The organism is Actinoplanes sp. KI2 (assembly GCF_025630775.1).
Lineage (GTDB): Bacteria > Actinomycetota > Actinomycetes > Mycobacteriales > Micromonosporaceae > Actinoplanes.
Genome location: NZ_JAOSZE010000042.1, coordinates 89,750 through 101,693, shown reverse-complemented (window position 1 = coordinate 101,693; position 11,944 = coordinate 89,750). Strand labels below are relative to the sequence as shown.

The 11,944-nt window shown below is 70.3% G+C and carries 10 protein-coding genes; 2 read left to right on the top strand and 8 right to left on the bottom strand.

From position 1 onward, the window contains the following. Window position 1: 1 nt before the first annotated feature. Both ODJ79_RS35935 and ODJ79_RS35930 read right to left on the bottom strand, forming a co-directional pair. Window positions 2–1,036: an ABC transporter substrate-binding protein gene (locus ODJ79_RS35935; protein ID WP_263028120.1), complete on the bottom strand. Its 1,035-nt coding sequence runs from the start codon at window positions 1,034–1,036 to the stop codon at window positions 2–4. Window positions 1,037–1,361: 325 nt separating this feature from the next. Further along, window positions 1,362–1,952, bottom strand: coding sequence for a TIGR03086 family metal-binding protein (locus tag ODJ79_RS35930; protein WP_263028119.1), 591 nt, complete (start codon window positions 1,950–1,952; stop codon window positions 1,362–1,364). Window positions 1,953–2,084: 132 nt separating this feature from the next. On the opposite strand from ODJ79_RS35930, the gene ODJ79_RS35925 reads away from it, so the two are divergent. Then, window positions 2,085–2,735, top strand: a complete 651-nt coding sequence (locus tag ODJ79_RS35925; RefSeq protein ID WP_263028118.1) for a TetR/AcrR family transcriptional regulator — start codon at window positions 2,085–2,087, stop codon at window positions 2,733–2,735. A gap of 6 nt (window positions 2,736–2,741) precedes the next feature. Here the strand turns inward: ODJ79_RS35925 and ODJ79_RS35920 are convergent, their stop codons facing one another. From ODJ79_RS35920 to ODJ79_RS35900, 5 genes are all read right to left on the bottom strand, one after another. Further along, complete coding sequence (locus ODJ79_RS35920; protein ID WP_263028117.1) at window positions 2,742–3,209, bottom strand: hypothetical protein; 468 nt, start codon at window positions 3,207–3,209, stop codon at window positions 2,742–2,744. Window positions 3,210–3,268: 59 nt separating this feature from the next. Next, entirely contained in the window at window positions 3,269–4,084 is an 816-nt protein-coding gene (gene pflA / locus ODJ79_RS35915) for a pyruvate formate-lyase-activating protein (protein ID WP_263028116.1), read from the bottom strand. After that, entirely contained in the window at window positions 4,081–6,342 is a 2,262-nt protein-coding gene (gene pflB / locus ODJ79_RS35910; RefSeq protein ID WP_263028115.1) for a formate C-acetyltransferase, read from the bottom strand. Before pflB ends, pflA begins: the two co-directional genes overlap by 4 nt. Before the next feature lie 78 nt (window positions 6,343–6,420). Then, on the bottom strand, window positions 6,421–9,120 hold the full coding sequence (adhE, locus tag ODJ79_RS35905) for a bifunctional acetaldehyde-CoA/alcohol dehydrogenase (protein ID WP_263028114.1): 2,700 nt from the start codon (window positions 9,118–9,120) through the stop codon (window positions 6,421–6,423). A gap of 223 nt (window positions 9,121–9,343) precedes the next feature. Next, window positions 9,344–9,886, bottom strand: coding sequence for a hypothetical protein (locus ODJ79_RS35900; RefSeq protein ID WP_263028113.1), 543 nt, complete (start codon window positions 9,884–9,886; stop codon window positions 9,344–9,346). Between the two features lie 62 nt (window positions 9,887–9,948). Here ODJ79_RS35900 and corA point away from each other — a divergent pair, with 62 nt between their 5' ends. Next, window positions 9,949–11,013: a magnesium/cobalt transporter CorA gene (gene corA, locus ODJ79_RS35895; protein ID WP_263028112.1), complete on the top strand. Its 1,065-nt coding sequence runs from the start codon at window positions 9,949–9,951 to the stop codon at window positions 11,011–11,013. A gap of 3 nt (window positions 11,014–11,016) precedes the next feature. On the opposite strand, the gene ODJ79_RS35890 is transcribed toward corA, so the two are convergent. Next, on the bottom strand, window positions 11,017–11,844 hold the full coding sequence (locus ODJ79_RS35890; protein WP_263028111.1) for a patatin-like phospholipase family protein: 828 nt from the start codon (window positions 11,842–11,844) through the stop codon (window positions 11,017–11,019). Window positions 11,845–11,944 lie beyond the last annotated feature (100 nt).

Genomic DNA, 11,944 nt, shown 5'->3' with positions numbered 1-11,944 from the left:
GTCAGCTCTGCGTCACGAAGCTGAAGTCGGCAACCTTGTCGGGCGTCAGTCCGGCCGGCATCAGGCCGTTGCCCTGCAGGACGGCGATGCTCCGGGCCACCCGCTGCTGGTCGAGGTAGCCGAGCGGGGCGCCGTTCGGCGGCGACGTGTACGGCTTCATCGCGGTGATCTCGCCGATCGCGGCCGGGATCTTGGCGGACGGCTCGGCCTTGTTGAGGATCGCGGCCGCCTCGTCCGGGTGGTCCAGGGTGTACTGCAGGCCCTGCAGCATCGCGCCGACGAACTTCTTGACCAGTTCCTTGTCGGAGTTGATGACGTCGTCGCGGGCGACGATGACGTTGCCGAACAGGTCGCCGAGGTAGTCGCTGTACGGCATGACCACGACCTCCTTCTTGGAGGTCGTCTCGAGCGCCTTCTTGCTGAGCAGGAAGGTGCTCAGCGCGTCCACCTTGCGCTGCGCCATCAGACCGTTCAGCGCGGTGGGCTGCACGCCCTGCATGGTCACCGTCTTGGGATCCAGGCCGGCGAGCTTCGCGTACGCGGGGAACAGCAGCTCGCTGACCGTTCCGCTGCCGGTCGCGATCTTCTTGCCCGCCAGGTCGGTCGGCTTGGTGATGCCGGTGTCCTTCGTCGTCATGATCGAAACCAGCGTCTGCTGGTGGATCGCGGCGACCGCGCGCCAGTTGGTGAACTTGCCCTGGCCGGACAGCACCGTGGCGCCGGAGAAGTCCATGGCCGCGAACTGAACCTGCCCGGACTTGAGCAGCGTCAGGTTCTGGGTGTTGCCGGCGCCCTTCTGGATGTCGACGTCCAAGCCGGCGGCCTGGAAGTAGCCCTTCTCCTTCGCCACCCAGGCGAAGGCGTCCCGGCCCACCGCGCCGAACCCGGTCACGTAGCTGACCTTCGTGGGCTCGCCGCTCTTTCCGTTGGCCGCCGCGGCGCTGCTGTCCTTCTTGTCCGAGCCCGAGCAGGCGCTCGTGGTCACGAGCACTGCGGTCAGCAGTACCGCCGCCAGCGCACGAGAACGTCTGATCATCAATGGCCTCCTGAGCCGCCATCCGGCGGCGGAAATGGCTTCGTGCTCGCCGGGTCGATGAACGCCGATACGTCCGGCCGGTGTTCGGACGAGATCGTAGGGCAGGTGCGGATCGCCTGTCATGGCGGGCATTTGCCGCAAGTCGGTCCACACCGCGATTCCGAGACGTTCCGAAGTGGACATCGATGCAGGTCAGCCGATGGTTGACAATCCCATTGACCGAACGCGATGCTTCGCACCGGATTTCTGAGGATATTTTGCACGCGGTGGCCGGTGCCCACCGCGGTTTCCGGCTGACCACCTTTCATCGGGCGACGACGACGCCTCAGCGAGCCGGCGACCAGTGCGGGTCGCGGCCGAGGTAGCGCAGCAGCTCCGCCGCGGCGCCGTCGTCCTCGTGGGACTCCAGCGCGGGGGCGTAGGCGCCGTACGGGCGCAACGGCTCGACGATCGCCCGGGCCACGGACAGCAACCGCGCGGCGAGCTCGTCGTCGAGCGGCGAGCGCTGACCGGTCGCGACCGCGACGTCCCAGGCATGGACGCCGGCGTCGAGGGCGGCGGCACCGGCCGCGGTGGCGGCGGGCAGGGCACCCTGCGGCAGCGGGGTCGGCGTCGACGCGGCCGGGTCGACCGAGGCGAAGGCGACGGCCGACGCGGTGAGGGCGGGCTCGACCAGCTCGGCCGGGGTGCCGGCCAGGACGCCGGAGGGCGCGAACGGATTTTCCGCCGGGCCGCCCTCCCCGGTGATCGCCGAGACGTAGGCGAGCTGGTCGCCGGCCGCGTGCTGGAGCACCTGGGCGACGGTCCACTCGGCGCAGGGGGTCGCCCGGCCGAGGTCGGCGGTGGTCAGCGCGGCGGTCGCGGCGCGCAGCGCCGTGTGGGCGTGGTCCAGGATCGTCCAGGTGGAGGTGGTCATCATTTCTCCTCGGCAGTGCGGTCTGGCAACTTCGGAACGGAACGAATCGTTCCGTTCCTGCAGCGTAACGGAACGCTCCGTTCCGCACAAGTGCTAATCTGACGACGCTCCTTGACCAGGCGGAGGGTGACCATGAGCGAGCACACCGAGCGGAGGGTCCTCAACGGCCGACGGGCCCAGGCCGCCCGCAACGACGACGCGATCCTCGCCTCCGCGCGGACGGTCTTCATCGCGGAACCGGACGCCCCGATCGGCGAGGTCGCCCGGGTGGCAGGCGTCGGGATCAGCGCGCTGTACCGGCGCTACCCCAGCAAAGAGGCCCTGCTGGCGACGCTCTGCCTGGACGGGCTGCAGGAGTTCGTCACGATCGCGCAGCAGGCGGGCGAGCTCGCCGACCCGTGGGAGGGGTTCGTCCAGTTCCTGCGCGGGATCGTCGACGCCGACGTCCACTCCCTCACGGTGCATCTCGCCGGCCGGTTCACGCCCACGCCGGAGCACCGCGAGCTCGCCGCCCGGGCGGGTGTGCTCGCCGACGCCATCCTGCACCGCGCCCAGCAGAACGGCGCGGTCCGCCCTGACCTCCGGAACACCGACCTGACGATGGTCTACGAGCAACTCGCCGCGATCCGTCTCGGCGATGCCGAGCGGATCCGCGAACTGCGCCGGCGCTACCTCGACATGCACCTCGCCGGCCTGCGCACCGCGGCGAGCTCGTACGGCGCCCTGACCGGCACCGCACCCACCCAGGCCGAGCTGGGCGCCCGCTGGAACCGCGCCACCTGACCCCGGTCAGCGCAGGGTCAACCGGAAGGACCGGGCGCCCGCGACCCAAGCCGCTCGCAGATCCGCCGGATCGGGATTGCCACGCTCGTCGAACCCGATCCGGTTGAACTGGGCGAAGTTGCGGTTGTCGCGCGCGATCACGGCGTAATCCTCGACCACCGCGTCCTCGTCGGCGTGTACGACAACATCCGCCGTACGTCGTCGGCCCTTGTACCGGACCTCGATCGGATCACCGGTCCGCAGGTTGCGGCCCCATCCGAACGGCGACCCGATCAGCAGGGCCCCCTCGTGCGGGGTGTACGCAACCGGAACGGCGTAGTGCTTCCCGGACTTGCGCCCCACCACATACAGCGTGATCAGTCGTTTCCCGATGCCGCGGGACACCAGCGGCGCCCGCAACAGTCCTCGTACGATCCGGTTCGCCAGCCCCTGCCAGGCAAGGGTCTGTGCGACGCCGGCTCGTTCGTTCGTCATACGGCGACTCTCCCGCACGGCCGATGCCCCGGCAAGCACCGCCCCGGCCGAGGTTCGGGTCATTGCGTGGTGACGCGCAGGCCGCGGCTGGTGAAGTGCTCGGCGGCCGCGGCGAGTTGCTCCGCGGTCGGCGGCGCGATGTCCGCCAGCGGATACTCCAGCCCGAGCGCCTCGTACTTGGCCACGCCGAGCCGGTGGTAGCCGAGGATGTCGACCTGCTCGACCACGCCACCCTGCTCGACCGGACCCCAGTCGGCGGCGACCTCGGCGACGCCCGCGACGTTGTCCGGGGCGTCGGTCAGGCCGGGCACGAGCACGAACCGGATGCGGATGCGGTTGCCCCGGGCGGCGAGCCGGTCGCCGAAGACGATGGTCGGATACAGATCGACGCTGGTCAGCTTCCGGTACGTCTCCGTGTTGCTGGATTTGACATCGAGCAGGACCAGGTCGGTGTCGTCGAGCAGCTGGTCGCTGGCCCGGGCGCCGAGGTACCCGGCGGTGTCCAGGGCGGTGTGCAGCCCTTCCTGCTTGCAGCGGTGCAGGTACGCCTCGACGAAGTCGCTCTGCAGCAGCGGCTCGCCGCCGGAGACGGTCACCCCTCCCCCGGACGCCCGGATGAAACCGGAGAAGGTGAGCATCTTGGCGACCAGGTCGTCGAGGGTGATCCGCTGGCCGTTGCGGCCCTCCCAGGTGTCCGGGTTCTGGCAGTACAGGCAGCGCAGCGGACAGCCGGCCAGGAAGGTGACGAACCGGGTGCCGGGCCCGTCGGAGGCGGTCACCACGTCCCACGAGTGCACCAGCGCGACGAGCTCACCGGGCGTGCGCGTCCCGGCCGGGGCGATTCCCAGGTCGGGGCGCTGGACGACGGCGTTCACAGCGCGCCGTGGAAGGTGCGGGAGATGACGTCCCGCTGCTGCTCGGCGGTCAGGCGCACGAAGTTCACCGCGTACCCGGAGACCCGGATGGTCAGCTGCGGATAGTTCTCCGGGTGCGCCATCGCGTCCTCCAGGGTGGCGCGGTTGAGCACGTTGATGTTCATGTGGAACCCGTACTGCGTGGTGTAGCCGTCGAGGACACCGACCAGGTTGCGGACCTGCTCGTCGCGGGAGTTGCCCAGACCGTTCGGGGTGACCGTGGTGGTCAGCGAGATCCCGTCCAGGGCCTGCTCGTACGGCAGCTTCGCGACCGACAGCGCCGCGGCGACCATCCCGTGCTTGTCGCGGCCGTTCATCGGGTTCGCCCCCGGCGCGAACGGCTGCCCGGCCCGCCGGCCGTCCGGCGTGCTGCCGGTGTGCTTGCCGTAGACGACGTTCGAGGTGATGGTCAGCACCGACTGGGTGTGCACCGCCTGCCGGTACGTCGGGTGCGTGCGGATCTTGGCCATGAACCTCTCGACCAGCCGGACGGCGATGCCGTCGACGCGGTCGTCGTTGTTGCCGTAGGTCGGGAAGTCGCCCTCGACCAGGTAGTCGACGATCAGGCCGCGGTCGTCGCGCACCGGCCGCACGGTGGCGTACTTGATCGCCGACAGCGAGTCGGCGGCCACCGACAGACCGGCGATGCCGCAGGCCAGGGTGCGCAGGATGTCGGTGTCGTGCAGGGCCATCTCGATGCGCTCGTACGCGTACTTGTCGTGCATGTAGTGGATGATGTTGAGAGCGTTGACGTAGGTGGCGGCCAGCCAGTCCATCATCGTGTCGAACCGCGCGTCGACCAGCGCGTAGTCCAGCACGTCGCCCTCCAGCGGAGGCAGGGCCGGGCCGACCTGGGCGCCGCTGATCTCGTCGCGGCCACCGTTGATCCCGTACAGCAGGGTCTTGGCGAGGTTGATCCGGGCGCCGAAGAACTGCATCTGCTTGCCGACGGCCATCGCCGACACGCAGCAGGCGATCGCGGTGTCGTCGCCGAAGCGGGGACGCATCAGCTCGTCGGACTCGTACTGGATGGCGCTGGTGTCGATCGACACCTGCGCGCAGAACTCCTTGAAGCCCTGCGGCAGCCCGGCCGACCAGAGCACGGTCAGGTTCGGCTCCGGCGCCGGGCCCAGGTTGTAGAGGGTCTGCAGGTACCGGAAGCTGCTGCGGGTGACCAGCGGGCGGCCGTCGGCGCCGATCCCGCCGATCGCCTCGGTGACCCAGGTCGGGTCGCCGGAGAACAACTCGTCGTACTCCGGGGTGCGCAGGAACCGCACGATCCGCAGCTTGATCACAAAGTCGTCGACCAGCTCCTGCGCCTCGGACTCGGTGAGCCGGTGCTCGGCGAGGTCACGCTGCAGATAGATGTCGATGAAGGTGGACGTGCGGCCGAGCGACATCGCGGCGCCGTTCTGCTCCTTCACCGCGGCCAGGTAGGCGAAGTACAGCCACTGGATGGCCTCCCGGCCGGTGCGGGCCGGTCCGGCGATGTCATATCCGTAGCCGGCCGCCATCTGCTTGAGCTCGGCCAGGGCACGGATCTGCTCGGACAGCTCCTCGCGGCGGCGGATCCTGTCCTCGGTCATGGCATCCGTCGCGCAGGCGTCCTTGTCGGCCTGCTTCGCGGTGATCAGCTGGTCGACGCCGTACAGGGCGACGCGCCGGTAGTCGCCGATGATCCGGCCGCGACCGTACGCGTCGGGCAGGCCGGTGATGATGTGCGACTTGCGGGCGGCGAGGATGTCCGGGGTGTAGGCGTCGAACACGCCGGCGTTGTGGGTCTTGCGGTACTTCGTGAAGATCTCCGCGACGGCCGGGTCGGGTGCGTATCCGTACGCCTTGAGCCCGCCCTCGACCATCCGCCAGCCGCCGTTCGGGATGATCGCGCGGCGCAGCGGCGCGTCGGTCTGCAGCCCGACGATCAGCTCCTTGTCCTGGTCGATGTAGCCCGGCTGATGGCTGATGATCGTCGAGGGGGTGACCGCATCGACGTCGTAGATGCCGCGTTCCCGCTCGACCGGGAACATCGCCGACAGCTGCCGCCAGATGTCGCGGGTGCGGTCGGTCGGGCCGGCCAGGAACGACGCGTCCCCGGCGTACGGCTCGTAGTTGGCCTGGATGAAGTCGCGTACGGCGATACTGGTCCGCCAGTCCTCGCCGGCGAATCCGCGCCACGCGTCCAGGCCGGCGGTGGTGGTGTCGAGAACGGTCGCGGTCATGTCGATCCCCCCGGTCGTGTCCCTTCCCATGGTGGTCCGGTCGCCGCGGGATTTCCGACGAACGGCATCGGTCAGACATCACCGCCGAACACCGGACGGCTCGGCGGTGAGCTTGCGCGTGAGGCCCGTCTCGGGCCGGCGCCCCGGCAGCTCCCGGCCCGTGCCGTGGAACGCGGCGACCATGATCTGCTGCATGTCCTCGAGCATCGGCGCCCGCGGGTTGGCCGGCGCGCACTGGTCCTCGTACGCGTTCAGCGCCTGCTGCGGCAGGGCGGCGAGGAACGCCTTCTCGTCGACGCCGAGCTGGGCGAACGACGACTCGATGCCGACCGCGGTCCGCAGCCGCTCGATCGCGGTGGCGAGCGCCTCCACCGCCTCGGCGGGGCTGTCGGCGGGCAGGCCGAGCATGCCGGCGATCTCGGCGAACCGCTGCGGCGCCCGGTAGCTCTCGTACTTCGGCCAGCCGGACAGCTTCGACGGGGCGCCGCCGTTGTAGCGGATCACGTGCGGCAACAGCACCGCGTTGGTGCGGCCGTGCGCGATGTGGAAGGTCGCGCCGAGCGTGTGCGACATGGCGTGCACGATGCCGAGGAACGCGCTGCCGAACGCCATCCCGGCGATCGTGCCCGCGTTGTGCATCCGCTCCCGGGCGTCGGGGTCGCCCTTCGTCACCGACTGCTCGATGTTGGCGAAGATCAGCCGGATGGCGTGCAGGGCGAGACCGTCGGTGAAGTCGTTGGCGTAGACCGAGACGTACGCCTCGATCGCGTGGGTGAGCGCGTCGAAACCGCTGTCGGCGGCGATCGCCTGCGGCATGCTCGCGGTCAGCGCCGGGTCGACGATCGCGACCGTCGGGGTCAGCGCGTAGTCGGCCAGCGGATACTTCTTGCCGGTGCGGTGGTCGCTGATGACCGCGAACGGCGTCACCTCCGCGCCGGTGCCCGAGGTCGTCGGCACGCAGACGAGGCGCGCCCGCTCGCCGAGGGTCGGGAAGGCGAACGCCCGCTTGCGGATGTCGAAGAACTTCTGCCGCATGTCCTCGAAGTCGACCTCCGGGTGCTCGTACTTGAGCCACATCACCTTGGCCGCGTCCATCGCCGAGCCGCCGCCGAGCGCGACGATCGTGTCCGGGCGGAACGAGCGCATCAGCTCGGCGCCGCGGTCGACGGTGGTCATCCGCGGTTCCGGCTCCACGTCGTCGATGATCTGGAGCACCACGTGGTTCGGGTGGCTCTGCAGGACCCGGCTGATCCGGTCGACGAACCCGAGCCTGGTCATCGTCGCGTCGGTGACGACGGTGACCCGGCGCACGTCGGGCATGTCGCTCAGGTAGCGGATGGCGTTCGGCTCGAAGTAGATCTTCGACGGCACCTTGAACCACTGCATGTTGTTGGTGCGCCGCCCGATCCGCTTGATGTTGATGAGGTTGACCGCCGACACGTTGTCCGACACCGAGTTGCGCCCGTAGCTGCCACAGCCCAGCGTCAGCGACGGCAGGAACGCGTTGTACATGTCGCCGATGCCGCCCTGCGACGACGGCGAGTTCCAGATCACCCGGACCGCCTTGACCCGCTGCCCGAACTCGACGACGAGATCCGGGTCCTCGGTGTGGATCACCGCGCTGTGCCCGAGGCCGTGGAACTCCACCATCTCGGTGGCGGCCCGCAGCCCTTCCTCCCGCGAATGGACCCGCAGCACGGCCAGGACCGGGCACAGCTTCTCCCGGGTCAACGGCTCGTTCGGGCCTACCTCGCCGACCTCGACCAGGATCACCGAGGTGTCCGGCGGGACGCTGAACCCGGCGTGCTCGGCGATCCAGGCCGGGGACTGCCCCACCACGTCCGGGTTGAGCTTCGCGCCGCTGCACGCGGTCCCGTACGCCGCGGCGCCGAAGATGAACTCCTCCAGCTGCCGTTTCTCGTCGGCGGAGGCGAGGTGCGCGTGCAACCCGCGAAACTCCTCCAGCGCCGCGTCGTAGATCACATCGTCGAGGATCGCCGCCTGTTCGGAGGCGCAGACCATGCCGTTGTCGAACGACTTCGACAACACGATGTCGTTGACCGCCCGCGGGAGTTTCGCGCTCGCCTCGATCCAGGCCGGCACGTTGCCGGCGCCGACACCGAGCGCGGGTTTGCCCGCCGAGTACGCCGCCCGCACCATGCTGTTGCCGCCGGTGGCCAGGATCGTGGCGATGCCGTCGTGGTGCATGAGGGCGGTGGTGGCCTGGACGGAGGGCTGCTCGATCCACTGGATGCAGTTCTCCGGCGCCCCGGCGGCGATCGCGGCGTCCCGGACGACCTTCGCCGCCGCGGCGCTGCACCGCTGCGCGGCCGGGTGGAACGCGAACACGATCGGGTTGCGGGTCTTGAGCGCGAGCAGGGCCTTGAAGATCGCCGTCGAGGTCGGGTTGGTGGTCGGGGTGATCCCGGCGATGACCCCGACCGGATCCGCGATCTCGGTGATCCCGCTGATGTCGTCCTCGCTGATCACACCGACCGTGCGCAGCTTCGCCATGCCGTGCGTGACGTGCTCGCAGGCGAAGATGTTCTTGACCGCCTTGTCCTCGAAGATGCCCCGGCCGGTCTCCTCGACGGCGAGCTTCGCCAGCGCGGCGTGCTGGTCGAGCGCCGCCACCGACGCCTTCTTCACGATGTGATCGATCTGCTCCTGGTCGAAGGCGTCGTAGTCGGCGAGCGCCTTCAATCCGGCGGACACCAGGCTGTCGATCATGATGGTGACGTCGGAGGGTGCCAGGGCGGTCGGCTGGTTCGCGGTCATGGTTTCGGTCACCTCGACGGTCGTTGCGATGGGCCCGGGTATCCGCTTTCGCCGGTCGACTCCCGGATCGTGCGGGTGTGACCGCTCGCCGCGGGCCTGAGCCGATGGACAAGCCCTTCTGTCCGAGGATGGACCCCGCCCACCGCGACAGACCGCAGAATCGACGGTTACCAACGTCTGACCATCGAGCCCCTGGCGATCGCCGTGGCCGCGGCCGTGACCGTCATCGCCCGCCGGCGCCCCCGGCGGCCGCGCGATCGGAGCCCGGGGTGAGGTCGTGCCCGGCGCGTCCGGGCTCGTGGCCCGGATGGTCGCCGCGCGCGGCGCGCCGGGCGAGCCGGCGCATGCGGCGCTCGATGACCTGATCGACGTGCAGCGCTATCCAGCCGCACACCGCGGCCAGCGGCAGCTCGATGAAGATCGCGGACAGGATCGCCGCCGGCTGGTCGGCGTGGCCCGACGTGGTCACGTCGAACCAGGCGTCCACCACGAGCATCGTCGCGGTGACCGTGGCCAGCAGCCCGACGAGCCGGTTGCCTCGCGCGGCGAGGAATGCGGTCGCCAGCAGGACCACGACCAGCATCGCGTCGAACCCGACCCACGCCAGCCGGTAGTGCCGGGTGTGCGCGTGCGCCGGAAGCGTCATCGCAAGGTAGACGGTCCACGGCAGGGTGGCCGCGCCGAGCACCGCGAACAGTGGCGCGACCCAGCGTGGGGCGGGTTCCAGCCGTACCGAATCCGCGCCGGGCTCCTTCAGCGTGGCCATCGGTCAAGCATGCCACCGCCGCCCACCCTCGACGTACGCTTCGACCGGGGGTGACGAGAGTCTTGGATGCCCGACGCGACTGGCAACCGCTCCGGCCGGTCGGCCAGCGACGCGCCGACCACACCGCCATAGTGGGCTGTGACCTGTTCGTCGACGGCATCGCGGTGGAGAGCCCCGGCTCGGCCGCCGACCTGACGCGGCTGTACGAGACGGCACAAGAGCGGGACGGCGCCTTCGTCTGGCTCGGTCTGCACGAGCCCACCGAGGCCGCGCTCGCCCGCGTAGCCGAGGTCTTCGGCCTGCACCCGCTGGCGGTCGAGGACATCCTGCAGCGCGAGCAGCGGGTGAAGCTCGAGCGGTACGAGGACGTGGTGTTCCTGGTCGTCCGCGCCGCCCGGTACGTCGAGCACGAACGGGTCACCGCCACCAGCGAGATCGTCAGCACCGGTTTCGTCCGGCTCTTCGTCGGCCCGCACTTCGTCATCACCGTGCGGCAGGGCACCGTGATGGAGTTCGGCTCGCTGCAGGCCGACCTGAGCTCCCACCCGGAGATGCTGGCGCACGGCCCGTGGTCGGTGGCGCACGCCATTCTGGACCGTCTCGTCGACGGCTACGTCGACATCGCGGCGGCGATGCAGACCGACCTCGACCTGACCGAGGCGGCCCTGTTCGCGCCCGGGACGCCGGTCACCGTCGAGCAGATCTACCAGCTCAAACGCCAGCTGATGAAGTTCAAGGCGGCGGTGCTTCCGCTGCAGCGCGCGCTGGCCGACCTGATCGGCAAGCAGTTCGCCGACCCGCCCAAGGAGATCCGGCGCTATTTCGGCGACGTCGCGGACCACAACGCCGCCGCCGTGGAGCAGGTGGTTGCCCTGGACGATGTGGTCAACGCCCTTCTCCAGGCACGCCTCACCCAGGTGAGCGTGGACCAGAACAACGACATGCGCAAGATCGCCTCGTGGGCGGCCATCGCCGCGGTGCCGACCGCGATCGCCGGCATCTACGGCATGAACTTCGCGCACATGCCCGAGTTGACCTGGCGCTACGGCTACCCGAGCGTGATGCTCCTCATCCTGGTCAGCGCCACGACCCTCTATCTGCTGCTGCGCCGCGCCGGATGGCTGTAACCCTCAGGACCACACCGCGGCCACCCCGGCCGCTTCCCGGTCGGCCTGGGCGTGACCGGCCCGTGCCGCCGGCGCGCGGCGAGCCGGATCGAGCACGTTCCGGCCGAAGGCGCGCTTGGCCGCCCGGTCCGGCCGGACCAGGACGACCCGGGCGCCGAGCCCGTCCATCTGCCGGCCGATGCGGGTGCTGGGGCCGAAGCTCGCGGTCACCGGCGCGAGGATCACGACGCGGTCGTAGCCGGCGGCGAGGTCGGCGTTCACCGGCGATCGCACGCCGCCGTCGACATAGCGGCGATCGCCGATGGTGACCGGCGGCCACACGCCAGGCACCGCACAACTGGCGCCCACCGCGTCCACCAGGCCGGCGCCGTGCTCGCGGTCGAAGACCACGAACTCGCCGGTCCGCGCGTCGACCGCGGTGATCAGCAGCCGCCGCTCGGGCCAGTCCGCGTCGTTCAGCCGGGCGGCGATGACCTTCCGGCGGTCGGCCTCCGGCACGGTCTGCGCGGCCAGAGCCATGGCCCCGATCCGGGCCCGGGCCCGTTGCTCGTCGCGCCGGCCGGCCGCCACCCACGCCCAGCGCAGGATCGTCGGCAGTGCCAGCCGGGCGGGAATCTCCGCGACCGGCGGGGCGAGCTGGCCGGCGTACATGGTCTGCGGGTCGAGGCCGCCGGCCACCAGCGCGCCCACCACCGAACCGGCGGACGTGCCGATCACGACGTCGGCGCCGGACAGGTCGACCCCGGCCGCGGCCAGGCCGGTCAGCATCCCGATCTCCCAGGCCACGCCGGTCACCCCGCCGCCGCCCAGAACCAGAGCCCGTCTCGTCATACCGCGCACGCTAACCGAGCCGGCCCCGGCCGGGCCAGGGCGCGTACCTCGGCGCTGATCGGCCGACGCCGATGCCGATAGCTTGGTCCGATGGCGCGAA